The sequence below is a fragment of the Sutcliffiella tianshenii genome (genome assembly GCF_016908565.1).
GTDB lineage: Bacteria > Bacillota > Bacilli > Bacillales > Bacillaceae_I > Sutcliffiella_A > Sutcliffiella_A tianshenii.
Genome location: NZ_JAFBED010000001.1, coordinates 1 through 23,906 on the forward strand (window position 1 = coordinate 1; position 23,906 = coordinate 23,906).

The following is a 23,906-nucleotide window of genomic DNA, read 5'->3' on the forward strand; positions in this document are numbered from 1 at the left end:
CAGATTTGAAGAAAAAAGTCCATGGAAGCTTCGCCAAAAAAATAATAGGGTTGAAATCATTGCCTGCAATTTTACACAATAATCAGGACTTGACTCTTTTTCCATCGATAATCACATTGAAAAGTCCTTTAGACCCCTTCTATTGGCCTTTTCTACCGACAATCCCTTTGAAAAGTCCTTTAGACTCCTTCTATTGGCCCTTTTTCCTCAGACAATCACCTTGAAAAGTCCTTTAACCCCTTCAAAAGCTTGCATAAAAAAAAGCTGCCAAAAAGTGAGTGCTAAATCACTTTCCAACAGCTATCCGGTGATTAATGCTTCAAATCATTAAAATCCGAAATGCACGACTGCACCAGTGTCACGGACTGGCTCATTGCTGCTCCGCCGCCGAAAGCCGCTGTCACACCGCATACTTCCAATATCTCTTGTTCTGTAGCTCCTTGATCAAGGCAACCCTTCGTGTGGTACACGATACAGTATTCGTCCTGAGAATAGACACTCACACCAAGCGCTATGAGCTGCTTCTGCTTTCTGTCCAGCACACCTTCCTTGAAACAGGCTTCCGTGAATTCATTATAGTGATGTGCAAGCTCCGGCATTTTTTCGGTAAAGACACCTAAACCCGCTTTATAGTCATGAAGTGCGCTTTCTGCATAGTTCTTCGGTTCATATTGTTGTTCCATTTGTAACAACTCCCATCCTGATTTTTCACAGTGTTAGTATTTGTTCAGGAAGGAGGAATGTATTCATCGACATGACCATCCGATAAAAAAAGCGCCCGATGAAGGACGCTTTTTCAGCTACCATCACTCCCCAGCAGGAATGACAGTGCCTTGGTATTTTTCTTCGATGAACTTTTTGATGTCTTCGGATTGAAGAACTTCCACCAATGCTTTGATCTGCTCATTGTCTTTGTCTTCAGAACGGACAACTACAAGGTTCACATATGGATTGTCTTCAGGTGACTCAAGTGCAATCGCTTCTTTGGCAGGGTCGATATCGGCACCAAGTGCATAGTTCCCGTTAATCAGAACTGCATCGCCATCACCATTCAAGTATGCTTGAGGAAGGAAAGCAGCTTCGAATTGTGTGTTGAACTGTAAATCTTTCGGGTTCTTCTCAATGTCTTCCACAGTTGCTGCTGTTTTTTCCACACCTTTTTTCAAGGTGATCAATCCTTTTTCCTGAAGCATGGAAAGAATACGGCCGTGATCGGCAACAGAGTTACTCATCAGGATTTCCGCGCCTTTTGGAAGATCTTCCAGGCTATCATGTTTTTTGGAATAAACACCGATTGGCTCGATATGGACACCACCGGCACTTTCAAACTCATAGCCGTTATCTGCGATTTGAGATTTCAGGTATGGCTCATGTTGAAAGAAGTTGGCATCAAGATCCTTATCTTTTAAAGCCTGGTTAGGAATTACATAGTCAGAGAATGTTTTAATTTCAAGTTCGATTCCTTTTTCCTCCAACAAAGGTGCTGCTTCTTCAAGAATTTCAGCGTGAGGTACATTTGAAGCACCTACCACCAACTTACCTTCTTTAATACCTTTACCATCGCCTGAACCGTTCCCGCCGTCCCCATTGGAACCGCAAGCAGCAAGTACTAGAACCAATAATGAAATGACTGCAAAGCTTAATAATTTTTTCATCTGTAAAATCCCCGCTTTCTTATCGTTTGTCTAATTTAGCTGTTATAAAGTCACCAATGAATTGGATAACAAACACAATGATTAAAATGATGATGGTACATACAAAAGTGACATCCCAGTTATTACGCTGGAATCCATCAAGGAATGCCAGGTTCCCCAGCCCGCCGGCTCCGACAAAGCCAGCCATTGCGGTATAGCTTACAATTGCGATGGCTGTCACCGTGATCCCAGAAACAAGTGCTGGCATCGATTCCGGCAACAAAACTTTCCATATGATCTCTGAGGTTTTCGCACCCATCGAACGGGCCGCTTCAATCACACCTTTGTCAATTTCCCTGAGGGCGATTTCCACCATGCGTGCGTAGAAAGGGGCTGCCCCGATAATCAATGCCGGCAAAGCTGCATCCGCTCCGATAATGGTACCCAGTATCGCCCTTGTAAAAGGAATCAACAATACAATCAGGATCACGAATGGAATGGAACGGAATATATTGACGACAGCTGCTACCAATTCATTGATGAATCTGTTTTGCCATATGTTTCCCTTAGCCGTTAAAAATAATAGAAGTCCAAGAATAATACCTAAGAAAAAGGTAATCAGCACCGAGATACTACTCATATAAAGTGTTTCCATCGTTGCATCGTACATCTTATCCCAGTTGACGCGTTCAAACATTCGTCATCACCTCCAACTCCACCTGCTGTTCACGGATGTATGCGAGCGCCTTATCCACTTCTGATTCTTCCCCGTCCAAGTGGACAAACAATGTGCCATATGCCCCGTTTTGGGTTTGAGAGATTTTCCCTTGCAGGATATTGACGTCTATTGCAAACTTGCGTATCAAGTTCGTGATGATCGGCTGTTCGGCAGATGCACCGACAAAAGTGAGTTGAATGACTCTGCCCTGCGGGAACTCGGCCAAGAGATGCTCTATCGTCTCCTGTGTTTCCTCAGGCTCAGTGACCTGTTTTACAAAGCGCTTTGTAATCGGTTGTTGTGGCTTACGGAAAACGTCGAGTACATTTCCTTGCTCCACGATTCTTCCTGCCTCCATGACTGCTACCCGGTGACAGATTTTCCTGATAACATGCATTTCATGCGTAATCAATACGATTGTCAGCTTTAATCTCTTATTGATATCCACCAGCAGCTCCAAAATGGAATCTGTTGTTTGTGGATCAAGTGCCGAGGTCGCTTCATCACAAAGAAGAACCTTTGGGTTATTTGCCAACGCCCTGGCAATACCGACTCTCTGCTTTTGACCTCCACTGAGTTGGGCTGGATAGGAATCCTCCCGTCCTTCCAGACCGACCAGCTTTACAAGCTCCGCTACCCGCTTGTTTCTCTCTTCACGATTAACGCCTGCAATCTCCAGTGGAAAGGCAATATTCTCTTTTACCGTCCTTGACCACAGCAGATTGAAATGCTGGAATATCATGCTGATTTCCTGACGTGCCTCACGCAACTGTCTTCCTCTGACTTTTCCTAAATCACGGCCGGCAACATCCACCACACCGCTTGTTGGAGTTTCCAATCCATTCAGCATACGGATCAATGTGCTTTTCCCTGCACCACTATAACCGATGATGCCAAAGATTTCTCCTTGATTAATCGATAAATCTATATCATCCACAGCAGTGACTTTTCCATTTCTCGTTTGAAATACTTTCTTTACACCCTGTAATGAAATCATACGAACACCTTCCTTCTAGCCTGCTTCTCTTAGCTTACCCACACCTGTCAATAGAAAACAAAAAATCCTTTCCGCAGCAATGAGCAGAAAGGATTAAATATTAAAAGAGTCCTTTCTCTCATCTATCAAAGCACATAATGCTTTGTGTGAATTGGCACCATTTCAACAATTCCTTGTTGACGGTTGCCGGGTTTCATCGGGCACGTCCCTCCACCTCTCTCGATAAGAGATTACAATATTTAGTTAAGTATTTGGGTAAATCAGATTATTTTTTAAGTAACGAGTGTTATCGTATCACGGTGATATTGGTCTGTCAAACAAAAAAATCATAAAATATGCAAAGCTTCTTTTTCCACCGTAAGTGCAATTGGATTATGTGCTACAATCTCCCCATCACACTGGATCACCAAATCTTTTTCAGGAGTTATAAAAATGTCTTTCCCTTTTAGCATCGTGACATTTTTATGAGTGATATGACTGCCTGAAAATGCACGAGGAAAGACCATCAACAGTTCCCATCTATTTACCCCATGCAGGATACAGATGTCCAATAAGCCATCATCAGCTATAGCATCCGGGCAAATTTTGATGCCCCCTCCATAAAAGGGAAGATTGGCAACGGATATCATCCACACTTCCGAAAAACGATGGATCCTTTCATCGATTTTTATTGTCAAAGTGGTAGGTTGATATGTAATAAGAACTTTTATCAGGCTATATATGTAAGATAAACTCCCCAAACTCATTTTATTAAGGAGCTTCTTCATCTTGGATTCATTTGTCACCTTGGCAACCTTCCCATCAAACCCTATCCCGGCAATGGTGATGAAATATTCCTGCCCGACCTTTCCAAGATCCATCGTTTTAACCTTTCCTGTAAGGATTCTATTTAAGGCTCCTTCATGATCCTTTGGTATTTGCAGACTTCTGGCAAAATCATTTCCTGAGCCTGCAGGGATGATCCCCAAAGGGACATTTTTATAGGCAAGCGCATTTGCCACCCCATGGATCGTCCCATCCCCCCCGATTACGACCACGGCTGTACATTCCAAACCAATTTTGCTTTCGACAAGCTTTCTGTCATTCTCGGTGCCATCTGTAAACAAAACCTGATATTCAACCCCTTTGGCTTTCAGGAGCTTTTGAACCTTACTCCAGACATTAGCGCCTTTTCCATTCCCCGAGGTCTTGTTTACGATAAAATAATACATAGGTTACCACTCCGCTCTGCTTCTCTTTATCTGTAAACTACTATTTCGCTAGTATGAAAGCATTATCCTTTTTTTCGGACAGATGAGTGGGACCTACCGTTAAGTGGCGGATTCCTTAGTTAGATTCAGAAGAGAATCCAAAAGCAGAAATTGGCGGAAACTTCCCCGGAAAACTAACTTTTCATCGGTAAGCTTACCAGCCCCGCTAAAGAGTTGACATAGGATTTCTGATGGACCTTCGACTTTTATATCCAAGGAATCATACTTGTCAATCAACTCTATCCTGCCTTTGCTTATGATGAATGCCGAACGCTCATTTTCTGAAATCATACAGCAGGTAAGTGAATAAGTAGGCAAAATTTCAAGAATATGAGTTTTCGTTCTTACTCTATCTAGAAATGGTTCTAACATGCTCCTCATTGTTTCTCCCCCTTTTCATACTAGAGATATTCATGAATAGAAGGGGGGAATCCTGCAATCTTTTTCCAACAAATATCGCACGAATCCACTTTGAGGGTTTCATTTCCCAAGAAATATGTCAGTCTATGATGTCTTAAGTCTGGCTTTTTGATAGGATGCCGTCGATTTTCCTCTGAATGCCAAATAAAAGTAAGTGGAACTTGTCAGATATAGGACAGCAGTAATGCTGAACACGATTGCGTAGCCCCAATATTCCCCGTACATCAATACAATGGTCATCGATACCGGTCCCATACTTGCCCAACCCAGCGAAAACACCATCTGGCTTATTGAATTCGCAAACCCCTTCAGCCTGTCATCCACTTTTTCCATCATCATGGAGGAAATGATCGGGTTGGCCGCGTTCATCAGTGCCTGACGGAATAGGAATCCGAGTGCGGCAAGCCAGAAGCTATGTGTAAATGCAGTGATCATCATAAACGGCAGGGATAAAAGCTGAAGAATAACGACTGCACGTATATCCCCTACCCGTCTCACCAAAGCCGGCCCGATGATCATCGCTACTGCGGTCACCGCCTGACCCAATGACAGTACTAGCCCGATGGATGAATTGGAGGTATCAAAACGATCTGCAAAGTATAAGTTGAGATATGGTATGACAAGCCCCGAACCAAATCCAATGAGAACCTGTGCTGCGGCAAACATGATGATCAACTTTAATTGGCCTTTTGGCATCGAGGTGAAAAGGCCTTTTAAGGAAAAGCTTGCTTTCTCCACTTTCCTTGGAGTTTCAGTTGTTTTTAAGAGCGGGAATATCCCGATGAAGAAAATGATGCTTCCTATCAATAATGTGAGCCTGACGCTCCATACAGGACTTAATCCGAAAAGGTGCAGGAACGAGTCTGTCAGCGTTCCTCCCAAGAGGTTGCCGACTACATTCGCCCCCATCATCACTGCAAAATGGTAGCTGAACAATTTGACCCTCTCGGACTTGGTGGAGATCTCTGCTAGCCACGGAACCCCTGTCACCTGGATGAACGCCATCGCAATCCCTGAAATGAAGGAGCTGATCAGAAGGAGTGACTGCAGTTCAAATATGCTTCGAAAAAGCATGAAGATGCCTGTGAACAGCACTCCATATATCATCATTCTCCGCCTGCCTAGCTTATCGCTCAAAATCCCGGCCGGAATGAGGACAATGGCCGCCGCCAGGGAAGCCATCGCAATCATGCTTCCATTGACTGTCTCGCTGTACCCCAGCTCCCTGATGTAGAAATTATAAACGATCATGAAAATCCCAAGCCCTATCTGGGTCAGGATATTTACCATAAACAACAATTGGATATTACGGTTATATTGTTTAAATGACTGAAGCCATCGTAAGTTTTTCATCATGTTCCCCTTGTTTCATTATTTCGTATCCCTAAATAAATTTACTCCTTTTTCTGAAAAATGGCAAGAGAAAAATTACTTGATTCACCTCGTTTATTTCGTCCAAAATAAAAAAAGACAGGAACATTTATCTGTCCTGCCTGCAACCTTTTTATCTGATTGTCTCATAATGCATTTCTGCAAATTGCTTATAGCGTCTTACATCCAGTAGTTTTAACCTGTTTTCATGATCACCTGGCATGAATAAGGGAATACCGCGACCAATGATGGATGGGGCAATTTGAATGATGAATTCATCCACCATTTTTTCTTTAAGAATCGGGTCCAGCACCTCTCCGCCACCGACTAACCATATTCTCTTACCCTCTTGACTCTTCAGTGTTCGGGTGAATCCTACCACATCTTCGTTGATGAAAGTAACATTCTCATTGGATCCGTTCATCGTCCGGGAAAATACATAACATTCCTTCCCGGAATACGGAAACTCGTCCGGTGATAGAATCTGGATTTGTTCATACGTTTTACGCCCCATCACGATGATATCTATGCTGTCGTAGAATTCCTGATATCCCGTGCTCTCCTCCCCTTCCGTTCCAATCAGCCAATCCAATGAATGATCCTCACGTGCAAGATATCCATCGACACTGATGGCTCCATAAAAAAAGATTTTGCTTTGGTTGCTCATTTATTAATCCTCCTTGAATGCATAGAACTCTGGAAAAAATTCACACCCTTAAAATTCCACGAAAACCCCTCGCACCATAATAGGAGTCTGCCCCGTTATGATAGACGAAAACGTGACCGAAGCGATAATCGCAAAAAAGCGCACCGCCTAGCTTCCTGATATCAGCTGGTGTCTGTACCCAGCTCGAAGTTTTCATATCGAAATTCCCTAGTTTCTGCAACGCCCGATATTCATCTTCCGTCAAAAGTTCGATGCCCATTGATGTTGCCATGTCCATAGCGCTATTTTCAGGTTTATGTTTTTTCCTTGCCTCCAATGCTTCCCTGTCATAACAAACACTTCGGCGTCCTTTAGGACTTTCAGCTGAACAATCACAAAAAATGTATGCATCCGCTTCTTGATCATAGCCCACAACATCCGGTTCGCCGCCTGTCCTTTCCATTTCATTGAGGGACCACAGTTTTTCACTATTGGCATTCAGCTTGGCATGGACCTTTTCCCATTCAAGTCCTTCATGGCGATCCATGTTTTTATCGAACCTTGCTTTTAATACTGTTAGTAATTCCTCAGTTTGTTCTTGTGACAGTTCTTTTTTAGCTTTGAGTTCACCTGTCTTGGTCAATTTACTTCCTCCCCTTACTTGATTGATTGTAAAACTAACTATTTGTTCTATTTCTGCATTTTATCCCAGAAACCTTCTTCAATCGATCATTCTTCCCTAAGCATGTAAAAAGCACTGCAAAATGCAGTGCTTGGGCATTTCTATTATACCTCTTTATATTTTTGAAATAACAAGAAGAGATGCTCGACCGAGTGGAAAGCGTATAATTTTTCTTGTATGACCCCGTTCCTGAAAATCATCAGGCAGGGGACACTTTCTATTTCCCACTGGATTGCAAGCTCCCGGATGTAATTGACGTCTAGCATACCATAATGAAAGTCAGGGAAAAGCTCTTTTGTCACCTCAAGCATCCGCTTTGCCACTTGGCATGTTCCGCACATGGGAGTGTAGAAGTATACCACTGAAACTTGGTCTTTCTCCATCTCATCTATTAGCTGTTCTCTTGTCCAATCCTTCATTTCCTCATCCTCAATGCATATTGCTTATTATAAATAGTGTGTATGAATATCGATATTTGCACTTAGAAGGACAGTCGCAATATGCTGATACGGCGCACTTGCCACTTCCCGATACATCCTATCGATATAGAGATGCTCCGCTTCCGGGAATTCCCGCTTGAAAAGCCTCCGGAGTTTGTCGCCGGAATCGTCGGAGTCCACCAATATATACACTTCCTTGTCATATAGGTCTTCCATCAGTTCGTCTAAACGCGTCACACTTATTGTGCCATTCGTACATATGATATGAACGGGTTCGTTGATAATCTGCTGAATCCTCTTTTTATCCGATTTCCCCTCGACAATGATGATTTTATCGACATCGATCAATTCCATACCCATCACCTGTTCTTAAAAGTGTATAAAGCAGCCATTCTTTATACTATTCATATTCTCCTTACTATGAATGTTCCCCTTTTTATTGAATATAAGTGCAGTTAATAGAAAAAAGGGGCGGAACTTATTAAGGTCCCAACCCCACCGATGGCTAACACCATCCATTTTCGTAGTCGCAATCTACATATTTGGCATCTTTTTCTGACGGGACTTGAACCTGTTGGAAAATACGGCTTCCTTCCTGTTCATACCCGTTCTTCAAGGAATATTGATTCCCTTGTTCCGTTAAGGTCATGCTACCGATGGATTCATTCTCTACATAGAGATTGAAGCCCTGATCGGACATCTTCCCGACAACTCGGTCTGTAATATCTAGTCGTTTTTTATCCAAAGTCATTCCATATCACCCTTTTAGACTGTATTGGCAGCTAAATTTATGGTGCCCGGAATGAGGATTTGTTATTAGTCTTCTTTTGTCATTGCCTCATACTGCTCAGCAGTCATAAGCTGGTCCACTTCGCCTGCATCTGTCGGCTCAACCACGATCATCCATGCTTTCTCGTATGGAGATTCATTTACGAACTCAGGGCTGTCATTCAAGTCTTCGTTCACTTCTACCACTTTCCCACTGATAGGAGTATAAAGCTCAGAAACCGTTTTAACGGATTCTACACTTCCAAATGGCTCATCTGCAGAAATTTCATCTCCAACTTCAGGAAGTTCCACAAATACGATATCTCCAAGCTCGGATTGTGCAAAATCAGTGATACCAACGCGTACTTTTTCGCCTTCTACCTTTACCCATTCATGTTCTTCGGAATAGCGCAATTCTTTAGGTGTGTTCATCATTCTTAACCTCCATAAAAGTGATAGTATTTAGAACTCATACCGCATAACGGTAAGAAATGAGCTTTCTTATTTCCAGGTGTCTTCAAACTGCTTTTCATTGTAGCCAACAGTCACTTTGCTGCCGTCCGTTGTGATCGGGCGTTTGATCAGCATGCCATCTGTTGCCAATGTATCCAGCATTTCAGCTTCAGACATGTTCTTAAGTTTGTCCTTCAAGCCAAGCTCGCGGTATTTCATGCCGCTCGTATTGAAGAATTTTTTCAGTTCCAATCCGCTTTTCTTGTATAGCTCTTCCAGCTCCTGGCGGGAAGGCGGATTTTCGACAATATGTACTTCATTCAGTGCTACATCATGCTGCTCCAGCCACTTTTTTGCATTCCGGCAAGTGCCGCATTTCGGATACCAGTAAAATGTCACATTCATTGCGTGTTGCACCACCTTACATACATGAATTTACTCATATATTGTAGCACAAAGGAGAAGATTACTCCTAATTTTCAACACGCTATTTTGTATTATTCGACCTATTTTGCATAAATCCTTCTTCAAATTATTTAACACAATACACCGCTGTTGATATCCGCACTAGGCTGCAGATTCCTTCATCTAGGATCAAGAGCGCTCGCACTTATTCGTTGGGAGATTAGGTTAGGTACTAGAGCAGATAAATAGACGGAGAAATTCCGCTTAATTTGTAATTACCATTAAAAACGGCAGTCAATAGACGGAGAAATTCCGCCTATTGACTCCAAAAATTCAAAAATGGATGATTTTGTTGTACTTAAGCGGAAAAACTCCCCTTATTTCTCCTGAAACAAGCTACATTTTGCATTTAACCGGAAAACCTCCGCTTATTTTACTTTTGCTGGCTCTGCGATAAGACAAGACATTTTAAATAAAAGATTAGGACGAATCGAATCAGTATTTATATTCATAATAAAGAAACTCGCCAATTCCTACGGCGAGTTTCCCTTTTTTGTATACCAATAATGATGACCAAACGATTTTCATTTCGGCACATATATTTAATTAAGCTCCTCAAAAAGGAACGGTTTAGAATTCCAAGCGCCGAATTCAAAAAATATTATACCGTATATTTCTGTGCATCCAATACGGATGCAGCGATCTCGCGTTTTTTGGCAACCACATTGATTGGTGTGTGGCGTGTGAATTTGCGGAGTGCGGAAAGCATCATGCGCAGTGTGTCTCCGGTTTCTGCTGCAATCAAGGTTTCTTTTGCATCCGCTTCGATCTGATTGAATGCTTCCTGGCAGAATACTTGCGTGTAAAGGATCTTTTGCTTGTTTTTCGCTTCACCGGACTTTGCAATCGCTTTTTCTGTACGAAGGACTGCAGATTCCATGGAGTACACATTGCTGATGATGTCAGCGATGTTGACAAGCAATTCTTGTTCTCTTTCCAACGCCTTGCCATATTTTTGTGCAGCCAAACCTGTCATCAGGATGGCAATCTTCTTCGCGTTCTTTACAAGATATTTTTCCTGCTCCAATACGCCATCGCCAACTTCCTCAGGCATGAGCATCATCAGTTCTTCCTGCAGGCTTTGCGCTTTTTGGATCAGTGGAAGCTCCCCTTTGAGGGCTTTTCGTAAAAAGGTGCCTGGCACCAATAATCGGTTGATTTCGTTTGTACCTTCAAAGATACGGTTGATACGGGAGTCACGGTACATTCTCTCCACTTCATATTCAGCCATGAAACCGTATCCACCATGGATTTGAACCGCTTCGTCCACAACATAATCAAGTGTTTCAGAACCGAATACTTTATTCAGGGAACACTCGATTGCATATTCAGCCACTGCTTTTGCAACTGCATTCGGATCTTTCTCTTCTTCCTTCGTCAGACGGCCCATGCTGTCTTCAAAAAGACCGACTGTACGATAGACGGAGCTTTCCGTTGCATATGTTTTTGTTGCCATGTTTGCAAGCTTCTCCTGGATTAAGGAAAACTTTGCAATCGGCGTTTTGAATTGCTGGCGCTGGTTGGCATATGTTGCCGCCAACTCGATCCCACGCTTGGATCCGCCTACAGTCCCAACTGCCAATTTGTAGCGTCCGATATTCAGAATATTGAATGCGATAACGTGGCCGCGTCCGATTTCACCTAAAAGGTTTTCTTTAGGAACCAAAGCATCTTCCAAAATCAGTGTACGGGTGGAAGAGCCTTTGATACCCATTTTCTTTTCTTCCGGTCCTGTGGAAACTCCACCAAACCCGCGCTCTACGATAAAGGCTGAGAAATGCTCGCCATCCACTTTTGCATAGACAACAAATACATCTGCAAATCCAGCATTCGTGATCCACTGTTTTTCACCGTTCAAAACATAGTGGGTGCCTTCTGCATTTAATTTAGCTGTTGTTTTTGCTCCAAGTGCATCGGATCCAGAACCTGGCTCTGTCAATGCGTATGCAGCCAATAATTCACCGGATGCAAGCTTTGGCAGATACTTTTGCTTTTGGTCTTCATTTCCGAAGAGGACGATCGGCAGGGAACCGATACCTACATGTGCCCCATAGGATAAGGAGAATCCGCCAGCTCTTGAGAATTTTTCCGTGATGAGGGAAGAACTGATCTTATCCAACCCGAATCCGCCGTATTCCTCTTGTACATCCGCTCCCAATAGTCCAAGCTCTCCGGCTTCCTTCAAAAGCTTTACAGAGATATCGAAATTATGGTGTTCGATCTGCTCCAGGTTCGGAACCACTTCATTTACCACAAACTCCTCTGTCGTTTTGGCAATCAGTTTATGCTCATCCGTGAAATCCTCCGGTGTGAACACTTTTTCAGCCGCAATATCATCCAGTAGAAAGCTTCCGCCTTTGACTACATTTTCTAATGTATTTGACATATCATTTTCCTCCTTGAAATGGTTTTTCTATGCTAATAATTCGAATACGCCTGCAGCACCCATACCGCCGCCGATGCACATGCTGACAATCCCGAACTGCTCATTGCGGCGCTTCATTTCGTGAAGCAGGGTCAGTGTCAATTTAGACCCCGTACACCCTAGTGGATGTCCGAGTGCAATGGCTCCACCATTTACATTCACCCTGTCTTCATCAAGCCCAAGCTCGCGCATGACCTGGATCGCCTGGGAAGCAAATGCCTCGTTCAGTTCAAGCAATCCGATATCGGAAAGCTCAAGGCCAGCAAGCTTCAATGCTTTAGGGATCGCAACCACCGGTCCGATACCCATCACTTCCGGTGGTACACCTCCTACTGCAAAGGAGCGGAATTTCGCAATCGGCTTCAGGCCAAGTGCTTCTGCTCTTTCCCTTTCCATCACAAGTACTGATGCCGCTCCATCACTTGTCTGGGAAGAGTTACCCGCTGTGACTGATCCTTTTACATTGAATGCAGGTCTGAGTTTCCCTAACACATCCATTGTCGTTCCTGCTCTCACACCCTCATCCTGACTGAAAGTAAAGTTGGATTCCTGGAGCTTGTGATTGGCACCTACTTTACGTACCGCTACATCAACCGGAACGATCTCGTCGACAAACTTTCCTTCCTGGATCGCTCTTGCCGCCCTCTCATGGCTTCTCACTGCAAATGCATCCTGGTCTTCACGACTCACGCCATATTTGATCGCAACCTGCTCTGCCGTGTGACCCATGCCCATATAGTACTCCGGCGCTGAATCTACGAGTCTTGCGTTCGGACGCACCGTGTGACCGACCATCGGCACCATGCTCATGGATTCCGCTCCTCCTGCCAGGATGCTTTCAGAATGCCCAAGCATGATGCGCTCTGCTGCATAGGCGATCGTTTGTAGTCCTGAAGAGCAGTATCTGTTGATGGTTATGGCCGGGACACTGGAAGGAAGTCCTGCCAAGCCACCGATATTCCTTGCCATGTTCAATCCTTGCTCCGCTTCCGGCATCGCACATCCGAAGATGAGGTCATCGATCGGACCATCGTAATTGCCGGCTCTTCTTAATGTTTCTTTTACCACCAATGCTCCTAGGTCGTCTGGACGTACTGTAGCCAAAGATCCTTTTTTCGCTCTGCCTACTGGTGTTCTAGCACCAGCAACTATCACTGCTTCTTTCAAAGTGCTCCCCTCGCTTTTCTAGTAGTTTAGTATTCTATGAAAAATTAGTTGCGTAATGGTTTTCCTTTTACAAGCATGTGCTGCATCCGCTGCTGGGATTTCGCTTCACCGACAAGGCTCAGGAATGCTTCGCGCTCAAGATCCAACAAGTACTGCTCATCAACTTCCGTGCCGTATGGTACATTTCCGCCAGCGATGACATATGCCAGTTTTTTGGCGATCTTCAAGTCATGCTCGGAGATGAAGCCTGAATACTGCATGTTATGGGCACCAAGCATCAATGTGGCATAGCCTGTTTCCCCGGTCACCGGAACCTTTCTGCGTACTGGAGGTGTGTAGCCTGCTTCAAACAAATGAAGTGCCGCCTGCTTTGCATCGTGTATGAGATGATCGCCGTTAAAGCTGATCTGATCTTTATTATTCAATAGGTGCAGGTCTCTTGCTTCTGCAGCTGATGTGGATACCTTTGCAGTCGCGATCTGCTCGAACACCTTGTTCGCCACTTTTTGCAGGTCATAGTCCAAGCCCTCTGGCATGCTGTTCAAGTGTTTGATATACAGTTCTTTGTTTCCGCCTCCGCCAGGGATGAGTCCGACACCGACTTCCACAAGACCCATATACGTTTCGCTTGATGCCTGCAGCTGGCTAGTAGGGAGGCATATTTCCGTACCGCCGCCGAGTGTCATGCCGAATGGTGCAGCGACTACCGGTTTTGGGCTGTATTTGATTTTCATCATCGCTTGCTGGAAGTGCTTCACAACCATATCGATCTCGAAATAGTTGTCATCCTGTGCTTCCATCAGAATCATCGCAAGGTTGGCACCTACACAGAAGTTCTTGCCCTGATTCCCGATTACAAGCCCTTTATAATTTTTATCCACTTCATCAATCGCGTAATTGACCATTTGGATGATATCAAGGCCGATTGCGTTGTTTGGTGATGTGAATTCGAGTAGTGCAACATCGTCGCCAAGATCAATCAGGCTTGCACCGGAGTTCTTTTTGATGACACCCTTCGTTTCTTTCAATGTTTTTAGGTGAATGACCTTTTTATTCACATCCATTGCTTTGTATGTGCCATTGTCATAGTAGCAAGTGGTCCCATTGTCTTTTTTATAGAAAGTGCGGTGGCCATTTGCCAAAAGCTCATCCACCCACTTTGGAACCGGGATTCCGTCTTCCTTCATTTTCATGACGGACTCTTCGACACCTATTGCGTCCCATGTTTCAAAAGGTCCATGATCCCAGCCGAAGCCCCACTTCATCGCCTGGTCGATTGCCACAATATCATCCGCTATTTCCCCAAGAAGTTCTGCAGAATAGCTCAGGACCGGCGCCAGGATGCTCCAAAGAAGATTGCCTGCACGATCGTCCGCGTATACAAGCGCTTTCATTTTATTGCTGTAGCCTTTTGCCTGCTTGCTCATTTCGAGAGCCGGGGTCTTCAATTTCTTTCTTTGCTCATATTCAAATGTCTCAGCGTTCAGCTCGAGGATCTCTTTTCCCTGCTTCAAGTAGAATCCTTGCCCGGATTTGCTTCCAAGCCAGCCGTTCGCCTGCATTCTTCGCATAAAATCAGGTACTTGGAAAACTTCTTTCTCCGCACCTTCCACCTTGTCGAATACATTGTTCGCAACATGGATGAATGTATCAAGTCCGACAACATCCAATGTGCGGAATGTCGCACTTTTCGGCCTGCCGATTGCCGGGCCAGTCACAGAATCCACTTCACCGACGCTGTAGCCGCCTTCAAGCATCTGCTTCACCGTCACAAGCAGCCCGTATGTCCCGATTCTGTTGGCAATGAAGTTAGGCGTGTCCTTCGCAAGTACAATTCCTTTACCGAGGACATCTTCGCCAAAAGTCTTGATGAAGCTTACGACCTCCGAATCTGTATCCTTTGTCGGGATTACCTCCAACAGCTTCAAATAGCGTGGCGGATTGAAGAAGTGCGTACCAAGGAAATTCTTCCTGAAATCATCCGAGCGTCCTTCTGCCATCGCTTCAATGCTAATACCAGAAGTATTGGAGCTGATGATGCTGCCCTGCTTACGATGGGCATCCACTTTTTCAAACAGTTGCTTTTTTATTTCCAGATTTTCCACGATGACCTCAATTACCCAGTCACATTCTGCGATTTTTGCAATGTCATCTTCGAGATTGCCTGCCTCGATCAGTTGAAGGTTTGATTTGGTTGTCAGTGGTGCAGGTTTTTGTTTTAGTAATTTTTGCAGGGCGGTGCTCGTATATTTATTACGTACCGCTTTATCTGAGAGTGTTAAGCCCTTCTGCTCTTCATCACTCGTAAGTTTGTTAGGAACGATATCTAACAGGATTGTAGGAATACCAACGTTTGCTAAGTGTGCTGCAATTCCGGACCCCATTACACCGGAACCTATGACAGCTGCCTTTTTAATACTATGTTTCATTCTTCCTCCCCCTTGATAGTTGAATTTCACTTCATTTCACTTGTTGAATGAATACTCATTCATTTTTACCGCAAAAAAATATCTCCTTTGCAAGAGTTCCTTTGATTTCAATAATAAAGTATTTATAGAATTTTCGCAATAAATAAATAGGGATTTTCCATTTTATTTTAATCCATCAACTGCATGTGTTTTTTATTGAGGGTAAAAATATGGATGACGGAGGTGATAATGATGGCAAAAATGAAAAAGCAACCCTCTCATGCAGCTAAAAGTGCTGCAAGCGTGAAAGGAAATGCGGGGCCGACGAACGAGATGGATTACCGTGGAAAGAAGACGAGCAACAATCAGCAGTATGGGAAAGCGAATATGGAGGACTGAGTAGATCCTCTTATTTTAAAAGCCTATCCATTTCCCGAATGGATAGGCTTTACTATTTAATAAGCAACTTAAGAACCGGGTATTAACCCGGCCTGCCTCCTCATATATTTCATTTGGAGGTGGGAAAATGAAAAAGCTGAATCCCGAAAAACTTACTGTGGAATTCAGGCCATATGTGACACCTCTCGCGCCGATTTGTCCCAGGGTCTATACGCTCACCCATTCCGATATAACAGCTGAGCTTTTTCTGACTATGGGATCTTGGATTGCGTATGATAAAGTGACAAGCATGAGAGATGAGGTTGTAGGCAGTTGGAGAGTGGAAAACAATTGCTATTACTTCAGTGTGTATGTGTATATCGGGAATTTCGGCCAAAAAGAAACCCATTTGCGTGATGCAATATTCAGGCGTGAACTCCCCTTGGCCCTTGAGGCTATCTTTTATGGGGACCGCCAATTCCTGCTTGCTCACCCACCCTTGGCCCAGGCACCAATATGGATTCATTTTGATTCAGAAGACCCCGCATTCAACAAATGGGAGTACTGGGGTAAGCCGTTGGAATACTCCTTTTAGCGAAAGAATGAAAAAGAGGAAAAGCATCGCTGCTTTCCCTCTTTTTTAATGTTATTTTTTGATCATGCCCTTCAGGACGAATGCCACGTTTGCAGGTCTCTCTGCGAGGCGGCGCATGAAGTAGCCATACCAGTCCGTACCGTATGGAACATAAACGCGCATTTTGTAGCCTTCTTTTACTAGCTCCAGCTGACGCTCCGGACGAATGCCGTATAGCATCTGGAATTCGAATTGGTCATTCGGGATATTGTGCTTTTTCACCAATTCTTTTGTAAACTCGATCATTGCATCATCATGTGTGGCTACAGCGGTATAATTACCGTTCAAAAGATGCATCTCGATGATTTTTTTGAAGTTGTCGTCTACATCCTTCTTTTCAGGGAAAGCAACATTCGGTGACTCCTTGTATGCTCCCTTTACTAGACGTAGATTTGGGTTGTATTGATTCAGATCCTCGATATCTGCAACTGTACGGTAAAGGTAAGACTGGATGACCGTTCCGACATTGTCGAACTCTTCCTTCAGCCTTTTGAAGATTTCAATGGTCTTGCCGCAGCGGGAATAGTCCTCCATATCAATGGTGACAAACACATTGTTTTCCTTCGCTGCAGTCAGGATCCTGCGCATATTATTCATGACAATCTCGTCTGAAATATCAAGGCCCATGCTTGTCATTTTTAATGATAGCTGGGAATCAAGCTTTTCCCTACCGATGGCACGGATCGCTTCGATGCTGTTATCTGCCATCTCATTTGCTTCCTGTTCCGTATCAATGAACTCCCCAAGATAATCAATGGTCACACACAGTTCTTTTTCATTTAATTCCTTGATGCATTGAACCGCCTGATCGATTCTTTCCCCGGCTACAAATCGCCCTGCTCCGAATCGCAAGCCATATTTTCTTGCCATTTTTGTCAGCGCTTTATTCTTTGATAAAAATAAAAACGCATTACGCATAACTTGTTCCATGATGTTGTTCCTCCCATTGCTTCTAGATGTTCTCTCTATATATCAAACTTAGCTACCAGCCTAGTAGTATCGTGATGCAGTAAACGCTTTCATCGCTTGCAAAAATTTAAATTACACCCTCATTTTATCACCTTTTCAAATATTTGAATACAAAATATTTGTCGGGAAATAGTTATTTTTGTCGCTTTTCATTTGAGATATCCTTCTACAAGAAGGTGACAACAACATACATAGAAATACGGTACTTGGGGATGATACAAGTGATATTGAAAAATCAGGAGGTCGTTGTATGCAACAACAACAGCAACAGCAGCCATCAACTGCACAACAGACAGGCTATCATCCGCAGCCCCCAGCCATTGTCACTGTCAAAGACTCATTATATTTTGCAGATATGCTTTCCTGGAATCTGCTTGCGATGAAAAAGGCACATTTCTTTGCAAGTCAATGTCAGGACCAGGAAGTGGTGCAGGCCATAGAGAAAGCCGGCCAAATGCATCAGCGCCATTACCAAAAAGTACTATCCCATGTTCAAGGGCAAAACCAAATGCAACAACAACAAACGCCACTTCAATAAAGGAGGGGAATCTGAATGAACCAGCAGAAGATTCAAAACCCGGAGACCCAAGTTGCAAAAACACCACAAATGAATGACCGTGATTTCATCAATGATATGCTTGCAACTGAAAAATACATGACCGCTTCCTACAGCACAGCTTTGAATGAAGCTAGCAATCAGCAGATCTATACGGATTTACTGGCAATTTTCAATGAGACGCAGAACTGCCAGCGTGAATTGTACAACCTGATGTTCCAGAAGGGCTGGTATGCGTTGGAGCAGGCTGACCAGCAGAAGCTTCAACAAGAATATCAGCAATTCCAGGGCTATACGAACCAGTTTCCTTATGGAAATAACGGGATGATGCAGTAGATGGGGAAAAGCAGCGATGTATGCTGCTTTTTTCTATGGAGATTTTTATATCAACAAACAGAAAAGAACCATCTCCAAAAAAGGAAGACGGTCCTATTTCTTCGCGCTGCCCGCACGATGAGCATCATTCAATTCTTTGATTTCTTTGATCAAGGTCATCATATCCTGTTTGGCATCAGGATATTGCTCGTTCCAATGCTTAACGAGAGGTGGCATGGACTTTGCGATGTAAGTATAGAGTACCCAGGCTTTGACGTTTTCCTTTTGTTCGTCCGTGCACTCCCCTAAAAGAAGCTCCGTATATTTTTCAAGCAATCCATCAAGCTGTTTTTCAAGTTTTTCATTCATAGAAATTCCCTCCTTGTCATGCTTTCTAGACTTTGCATTCGAGTGGACAGGTTGAACATCGCGATCCTGACGCATTTGCCTGATAGTAGAAGCAGCATGTCGATCTCACCCGTATTTCTGCCTGCTGCTTTTCCACGTATATTTTATCACTGTAGAATGAGGCTGCAGGATTTCGGTTCATTCCAAAGAATGATGCCGGTGCTTCCAGAAGTGCCAGAAAATCCTCCTCGGCATATTTGGTTTCACCAATCTTTGGAAGGATCGTTTCATATAGCCAGTACACATAGAGCATGACGTTTTCCCATAGGGTCTGCCTCGAAACCTTCGCATCTTTTGCAATCCGCTCAATCAATGGCATATACAGACCCTTGAACAGAGAATAAAAATGGCGTGTTCTCCAATCATTTCGATCTATAGCTGGGGCCGCCTCCACCTCAAGTACGCTGAAGCGGATTTTCGGCAGCCACGTCCCATTATCCATGGAGGAATCAATCCAGATGTTCCCTGAATCTATTTTAAAGGTTTTATTGTATGCAGACATGCTCATAAGGCAGTTGACCGCAAGAAAACCGAGCCTTTTCATCAGTAAGGATGCAGCTACATCATTTTTATCTGTGCCAAGATCTTCGCGGATCGTTGCCAAATAGGAACATACCGCACCCTCTTCCAATAAAGAGGCAAGCTTCACCGAATTCTGGGATGACGCTGAGCCTACCACCAAACGGCCATTCTCTTCCAAAAACCTTTGTTCAGCGTGGTTTAAGCTTTCAGTTTCTAACCTCATGCCCTTAACCCTTCCAGATTGGGCACGATGCATCGGCCCCTGCCGTGTGGGATACATAATGGTGTACCGAAAAGTGGATCGGTTGTAACCTGGCAGCTCATATCAAAGACATTTTTCACAAGATCACAGTTGATCACTTCCTCCGGTTTCCCCTGTGCATAAATCTGCTTATCACGGATGGCAACGATATGGTGGGCATAGCGGCAAGCCAGATTCAGGTCATGCAGGACCATGATGATTGTGCGGTTTTCTTTTTCATTCAACTCAAATAAAAGATCCAGTATTTCTATCTGATGTGTCATATCGAGATAAGTGGTCGGTTCATCTAGCAGGATGACATCCGTTTCCTGTGCAAGTGTCATCGCAATCCACGCTCTTTGGCGCTGTCCGCCTGACAGGGAATCGACTGTGCGCTCCGCCAATTCTTCCATCCCTGTTGCACGAAGGGAATCCCATACGACTTTTTCATCATGATCGGACCATTGCTTAAGCCAAGACTGGTAAGGGTATCTTCCTTGCTTGACGAGCTGAAGGACGGATAACCCTTCAGGTGCGACCGGACCTTGTGGAAGAATCGCAAGCTGTTTGGCGATTTCCTTTGTCGACTGCTTGGATATAGCTTTTCCTTCCAGTAGCACATTACCTTCAGCAGGCTTTAACAAACGAGCTAATGAACGAAGTAGTGTGGACTTCCCGCAACCATTTCCTCCGATGAAAACGGTAATTTCCCCTTTTGGGATTTTCAGGTCCAATTCCTCGATAATAATGGAATCACCATAGGATAATGTCAGGGACTGAGTTTCTAATGCGTTCATGTTTTTTCCACCTTTCGTTAAGCATTTCTCGTTTTATAAAGCAAATAGATAAAGTATGGTGCGCCAATGGATGCTGTAAATACCCCGGCAGGAATTTCAAGTGGCGAGAACATTGTCCTTCCGATCAAATCCGCCAGCATGACAAGGAATGCACCGATCAAAGCTGAGGTGGGGATCAATACCCCGAAAGAGGATCCCACGAGCCGGCGGGCAATATGAGGTGCCATCAAGCCGACAAATCCGATTCCCCCTGCAAAAGCAACCGCGCCTCCGGTCATTGCGGTACTCAGAAATAAAAGGCCCATCCGGTGTTTATGGACCGCTCCACCGACACCTGTGGCAATTTCATCACCAAGCTCTTGAATATTCAAATGTCGTACTACCATGATGCTTACTATTAAAAGCAGCAAGGTCCATGGAAGAAGTATTTTCACATGATCCCAGTTGGAACCGTAAACAGTCCCGGTGATCCATATATTTGCCTGGCTTGCGCGGTAGATCGGGCCAAGTATCATAAATAATGTCGTAAGCGCCTGCATCAGGGTGGAAATTCCGATCCCGATCAGTACTAGGCGAACCGGAGACAAACCATTTTTCCAAGAGAGGGTATATACCACGATCGCTATTGCCGTTGCACCGATAAAAGCGCTCAGTGGCAGCCATTGAATGCTGACTGTCAATGAATTGTTTTTATCACTGAAAAGTGCCAGAAAAAGGACAACCGCAGTGGATGCGCCCCCTGTAAGGCCTATAATATCAGGAGATGCAAGCGGGTTCCGAATTATGCCTTGTAAAATGGCCCCGGCAACCGCGAGAGATATTCCGACCAACAGGGCGATGATGATTCTCGGCAACCTGAAAGATTGGACGACAAGTGTCTCCATTTCGTCTCCATATCCAAAGAACACCTTGACCACATTCCAAGGGGAGATTTTCATGTCCCCCATCCCCGTGCTGATAACAAACAGTGCAATCACCGATAAGGCTAACCCCACAATGGCAAGCATTGCTTTTTTATCAAGAAAAAATGAAATCGAACTTTTTCCAAGCCTGAATGTTTTATACTTTTTCATTTGCCATGGAACCCCCTTCTAGCTATATAGATGAAGAAAGGAGTACCGATGATGGCAGTCATGACCCCAACAGGAACCTCTTGAGGCATGATGACGTAACGTGCCCCGATATCGGCCACCAACAGTAGGATCGCCCCTAAGATTGTGCAATATGGAGCAAGCCAGCGATGGTCCGTTCCAACAAAATATCTTGCAACATGCGGGATGACGATTCCAATGAACACGATCGGCCCTGCGATTGCGACCGATCCCCCTGCCAAAAGAATGATGACGACAGCAGCAACAAGCTTCACCAGGCCCGTTTTGACACCAAGGCTTGTCGCTACATCGTCCCCCATTGCCAAGAGGTTCATTTTTTTGCCTATGAACAGGGAGGCGATGAACGCTACGGCAATATAAGGGCCGACTGCAGTGACCACATCCAGTTTGCGACCTTGGACAGATCCGGCCAGCCAGAACAGCACCTGATCGAGTGCCGTTTCATTGACCACCAATAGGCCCTGCGTCAGGGATGAGAACATCGCGGCAAAAGCGGCGCCGGCAAGCGTCAGCTTCATAGGGGTCAGGCCCTCGCGCCCGATCGAACCGATAAAATAAACCGCGAAGGCGGCAACGGACGCTCCGAGGAATGCCAGCCATGTGTATGTCTGTAAAGATGTGACTGAAAAAAAGGAAACCGCAACGACAACGAAAAAACTCGCGCCTGCGTTGATTCCGAAAATCCCGGGTGATGCAAGCGGGTTTTTCGTCAAGGCCTGCATCCACAATCCTGAAACAGCGAGGCTTGCCCCGACAATTGCGGCGATGACGGCCCTTGGCAGCCTGACGGATTGAACGATGATATGCTCATTCGATCCATCGAAATTCCTGAATGCATCCAATGCCAGGCCAAGGCTTGTATCTGTATATCCATATATAATGCTTGCAACAAAACAGAGAAATAATAGGATGGAACCTACCAGCAACCCTATTATTTTTTGACTTGTTGTGCGTAATAACATAACGAGTACCTTCTATCTATATACCATTTTTATATCCACTATAAGTTTAGGAGAATACACCCATTGTGTCAATGACTTTGAAAATCATTCTCAAAAATATATTGACAACCATTCTCATTCCCAGTAATATCATACTTGTAAATGAAAATCATTATCACTATTAATGGGGGAAATACATAATGTTTAAGAACAAGAAGATCTTTACCTTATTTTTATTAAGCATCATTACTTCATTGTTACTTGCTGCATGCGGAAATAACAGCGGAAACAATAATGCAAGCAAAGATAACGAAGGTAACGGGGATGCGCCTAAAGAAGAAACTTCCTACACAGTGGAACATGCCATGGGAACAACTGAAATCAAAGGCACACCTGAGAAAGTGGTTATTTTGACAAACGAAGGAACTGAAGCCCTTCTTGCAATGGGAGTCAAGCCTGTCGGAGCGGTTCAATCTTGGTTGGGCGACACTTGGTACGATCATATCAAATCTGATATGGAAGGCGTAGAAGTTGTTGGAACGGAGAGCGCAGTTAACCTTGAAGCGATCGCTGCTCTTAAACCGGATCTAATTATCGGTAACAAACTTCGTCAAGAGGACGTTTACGAGCAACTGAATGCCATTGCTCCTACTGTTTTTGCTGAGACGTTAAAAGGTGACTGGAAAGAAAACTTTGCTCTATACTCTAAAGCATTGAACAAGGAAGAAGAAGGAAAGAAAGTGATGGATGACTTCGATTCACGTGTTGCAAGCATGAAAGAAGAGCTTGGCGACAAATTGGAGCAAGAAGTATCTGTCATCCGTTTCACAGCAGGTAACGTCCGAATCTATCAAAAAGATTCTTTCTCTGGAATCATTTTGGACCAATTAGGTTTTGCACGTCCGGAATCTCAGAATGTAGATAGTTTCATGGTAGAAGCTACAAAGGAAACAATTCCTTTAATGGATGGAGATATCATGTTCCACTTCTCCTATGAAACAGGTGATGGGGAAGCGACTAAGGTGAAGGATGAATGGTTGAAGGATCCTCTTTTCCAAAACCTTGAAGTGGTTAAGGCTGGTAACGTTCACGAAGTAAGTGACGCAGTATGGAACACAGCTGGAGGCGTTCTTGCAGCTAACCTGATGCTTGATGACATCGAAAAAATCATTCTTGAAAAATAAGAAAC

At 44.2% G+C, this 23,906-nt stretch carries 28 protein-coding genes and 1 riboswitch; of the genes, 5 read left to right on the forward strand and 23 right to left on the reverse strand.

The window, feature by feature from the left end; all coding sequences use genetic code 11:
* Nucleotides 1–311 precede the first annotated feature (311 nt).
* The 17 genes from JOC95_RS00005 to JOC95_RS00085 form a co-directional block, all read right to left on the reverse strand.
* Nucleotides 312–683, reverse strand: a complete 372-nt coding sequence (locus tag JOC95_RS00005) for a carboxymuconolactone decarboxylase family protein (RefSeq protein WP_204412300.1) — start codon at nt 681–683, stop codon at nt 312–314.
* 123 nt (nt 684–806) lie between these two features.
* A complete protein-coding gene (locus JOC95_RS00010) occupies nt 807–1,655 on the reverse strand; it encodes a MetQ/NlpA family ABC transporter substrate-binding protein (protein ID WP_204412302.1) in 849 nt (282 codons plus the stop codon).
* Nucleotides 1,656–1,674: 19 nt separating this feature from the next.
* The gene (locus tag JOC95_RS00015; protein ID WP_204412304.1) at nt 1,675–2,331 is read right to left on the reverse strand and encodes a methionine ABC transporter permease; all 657 of its coding nucleotides are present in this window, start codon (nt 2,329–2,331) and stop codon (nt 1,675–1,677) included.
* Nucleotides 2,324–3,349, reverse strand: a complete 1,026-nt coding sequence (locus tag JOC95_RS00020; protein WP_204412306.1) for a methionine ABC transporter ATP-binding protein — start codon at nt 3,347–3,349, stop codon at nt 2,324–2,326. The genes JOC95_RS00015 and JOC95_RS00020 overlap by 8 nt, the downstream gene beginning before the upstream one ends.
* A 115-nt stretch (nt 3,350–3,464) precedes the next feature.
* A riboswitch (SAM riboswitch) is annotated at nt 3,465–3,578 on the reverse strand.
* A gap of 97 nt (nt 3,579–3,675) precedes the next feature.
* On the reverse strand, nt 3,676–4,560 hold the full coding sequence (locus tag JOC95_RS00025; RefSeq protein WP_204412308.1) for a diacylglycerol/lipid kinase family protein: 885 nt from the start codon (nt 4,558–4,560) through the stop codon (nt 3,676–3,678).
* Between the two features lie 99 nt (nt 4,561–4,659).
* Nucleotides 4,660–4,980: a hypothetical protein gene (locus tag JOC95_RS00030; protein ID WP_204412310.1), complete on the reverse strand. Its 321-nt coding sequence runs from the start codon at nt 4,978–4,980 to the stop codon at nt 4,660–4,662.
* A gap of 123 nt (nt 4,981–5,103) precedes the next feature.
* Nucleotides 5,104–6,375, reverse strand: coding sequence for an MFS transporter (locus tag JOC95_RS00035; RefSeq protein WP_204412311.1), 1,272 nt, complete (start codon nt 6,373–6,375; stop codon nt 5,104–5,106).
* Between the two features lie 148 nt (nt 6,376–6,523).
* Nucleotides 6,524–7,057, reverse strand: coding sequence for a dihydrofolate reductase family protein (locus JOC95_RS00040; RefSeq protein ID WP_204412312.1), 534 nt, complete (start codon nt 7,055–7,057; stop codon nt 6,524–6,526).
* Nucleotides 7,058–7,097: 40 nt separating this feature from the next.
* Nucleotides 7,098–7,679, reverse strand: coding sequence for a DUF4256 domain-containing protein (locus JOC95_RS00045; RefSeq protein ID WP_204412313.1), 582 nt, complete (start codon nt 7,677–7,679; stop codon nt 7,098–7,100).
* Between the two features lie 143 nt (nt 7,680–7,822).
* Nucleotides 7,823–8,137, reverse strand: a complete 315-nt coding sequence (locus JOC95_RS00050; RefSeq protein WP_204412314.1) for a thioredoxin family protein — start codon at nt 8,135–8,137, stop codon at nt 7,823–7,825.
* A 27-nt stretch (nt 8,138–8,164) separates the two neighbouring features.
* Nucleotides 8,165–8,512 carry a toprim domain-containing protein gene (locus tag JOC95_RS00055; RefSeq protein WP_204412315.1) on the reverse strand — a complete coding sequence of 116 codons (348 nt, stop codon included), beginning with the start codon at nt 8,510–8,512 and terminating at the stop codon, nt 8,165–8,167.
* Between the two features lie 151 nt (nt 8,513–8,663).
* Nucleotides 8,664–8,909 (reverse strand): YusG family protein, encoded by a 246-nt coding sequence (locus JOC95_RS00060; protein WP_204412316.1) that lies wholly within the window; start codon nt 8,907–8,909, stop codon nt 8,664–8,666.
* Between the two features lie 65 nt (nt 8,910–8,974).
* On the reverse strand, nt 8,975–9,358 hold the full coding sequence (gcvH, locus tag JOC95_RS00065; RefSeq protein ID WP_204413368.1) for a glycine cleavage system protein GcvH: 384 nt from the start codon (nt 9,356–9,358) through the stop codon (nt 8,975–8,977).
* 69 nt (nt 9,359–9,427) lie between these two features.
* Nucleotides 9,428–9,784: an arsenate reductase family protein gene (locus JOC95_RS00070; RefSeq protein WP_204412317.1), complete on the reverse strand. Its 357-nt coding sequence runs from the start codon at nt 9,782–9,784 to the stop codon at nt 9,428–9,430.
* Between the two features lie 661 nt (nt 9,785–10,445).
* Entirely contained in the window at nt 10,446–12,230 is a 1,785-nt protein-coding gene (locus tag JOC95_RS00075) for an acyl-CoA dehydrogenase family protein (RefSeq protein WP_204412319.1), read from the reverse strand.
* A gap of 27 nt (nt 12,231–12,257) precedes the next feature.
* The gene (locus JOC95_RS00080; RefSeq protein WP_204412320.1) at nt 12,258–13,436 is read right to left on the reverse strand and encodes an acetyl-CoA C-acetyltransferase; all 1,179 of its coding nucleotides are present in this window, start codon (nt 13,434–13,436) and stop codon (nt 12,258–12,260) included.
* Nucleotides 13,437–13,480: 44 nt separating this feature from the next.
* On the reverse strand, nt 13,481–15,865 hold the full coding sequence (locus JOC95_RS00085) for a 3-hydroxyacyl-CoA dehydrogenase/enoyl-CoA hydratase family protein (protein ID WP_204412321.1): 2,385 nt from the start codon (nt 15,863–15,865) through the stop codon (nt 13,481–13,483).
* A 231-nt stretch (nt 15,866–16,096) separates the two neighbouring features.
* Between JOC95_RS00085 and JOC95_RS00090 the strand changes: the two genes are divergently transcribed.
* Nucleotides 16,097–16,243 carry a YuzL family protein gene (locus tag JOC95_RS00090; RefSeq protein WP_204413370.1) on the forward strand — a complete coding sequence of 49 codons (147 nt, stop codon included), beginning with the start codon at nt 16,097–16,099 and terminating at the stop codon, nt 16,241–16,243.
* A gap of 127 nt (nt 16,244–16,370) precedes the next feature.
* The gene (locus JOC95_RS00095; protein WP_204412322.1) at nt 16,371–16,817 is read left to right on the forward strand and encodes a staygreen family protein; all 447 of its coding nucleotides are present in this window, start codon (nt 16,371–16,373) and stop codon (nt 16,815–16,817) included.
* Nucleotides 16,818–16,868: 51 nt separating this feature from the next.
* Here JOC95_RS00095 and JOC95_RS00100 read toward each other — a convergent pair whose 3' ends face one another.
* On the reverse strand, nt 16,869–17,786 hold the full coding sequence (locus tag JOC95_RS00100) for a proline dehydrogenase family protein (RefSeq protein ID WP_204412323.1): 918 nt from the start codon (nt 17,784–17,786) through the stop codon (nt 16,869–16,871).
* Between the two features lie 289 nt (nt 17,787–18,075).
* Between JOC95_RS00100 and JOC95_RS00105 the strand changes: the two genes are divergently transcribed.
* Both JOC95_RS00105 and JOC95_RS00110 read left to right on the forward strand, forming a co-directional pair.
* Entirely contained in the window at nt 18,076–18,363 is a 288-nt protein-coding gene (locus tag JOC95_RS00105) for a hypothetical protein (protein ID WP_204412324.1), read from the forward strand.
* Between the two features lie 15 nt (nt 18,364–18,378).
* Nucleotides 18,379–18,717 carry a spore coat protein gene (locus JOC95_RS00110; protein ID WP_204412325.1) on the forward strand — a complete coding sequence of 113 codons (339 nt, stop codon included), beginning with the start codon at nt 18,379–18,381 and terminating at the stop codon, nt 18,715–18,717.
* A 93-nt stretch (nt 18,718–18,810) separates the two neighbouring features.
* Here JOC95_RS00110 and JOC95_RS00115 read toward each other — a convergent pair whose 3' ends face one another.
* The 5 genes from JOC95_RS00115 to JOC95_RS00135 are packed head-to-tail and all read right to left on the reverse strand — an operon-like array spanning nt 18,811 to nt 22,738.
* Entirely contained in the window at nt 18,811–19,065 is a 255-nt protein-coding gene (locus JOC95_RS00115; protein WP_204412326.1) for a YusU family protein, read from the reverse strand.
* Between the two features lie 25 nt (nt 19,066–19,090).
* Nucleotides 19,091–19,849, reverse strand: a complete 759-nt coding sequence (locus tag JOC95_RS00120; protein ID WP_204412327.1) for an IucA/IucC family C-terminal-domain containing protein — start codon at nt 19,847–19,849, stop codon at nt 19,091–19,093.
* A complete protein-coding gene (locus JOC95_RS00125; protein WP_204412328.1) occupies nt 19,846–20,664 on the reverse strand; it encodes an ABC transporter ATP-binding protein in 819 nt (272 codons plus the stop codon). Before JOC95_RS00125 ends, JOC95_RS00120 begins: the two co-directional genes overlap by 4 nt.
* A 17-nt stretch (nt 20,665–20,681) precedes the next feature.
* The gene (locus JOC95_RS00130; protein WP_204412329.1) at nt 20,682–21,737 is read right to left on the reverse strand and encodes a FecCD family ABC transporter permease; all 1,056 of its coding nucleotides are present in this window, start codon (nt 21,735–21,737) and stop codon (nt 20,682–20,684) included.
* Nucleotides 21,734–22,738: a FecCD family ABC transporter permease gene (locus JOC95_RS00135; protein WP_204412330.1), complete on the reverse strand. Its 1,005-nt coding sequence runs from the start codon at nt 22,736–22,738 to the stop codon at nt 21,734–21,736. Before JOC95_RS00135 ends, JOC95_RS00130 begins: the two co-directional genes overlap by 4 nt.
* Nucleotides 22,739–22,917: 179 nt before the next feature.
* Between JOC95_RS00135 and JOC95_RS00140 the strand changes: the two genes are divergently transcribed.
* Complete coding sequence (locus tag JOC95_RS00140; protein ID WP_204412331.1) at nt 22,918–23,901, forward strand: ABC transporter substrate-binding protein; 984 nt, start codon at nt 22,918–22,920, stop codon at nt 23,899–23,901.
* Nucleotides 23,902–23,906: the final 5 nt, after the last annotated feature.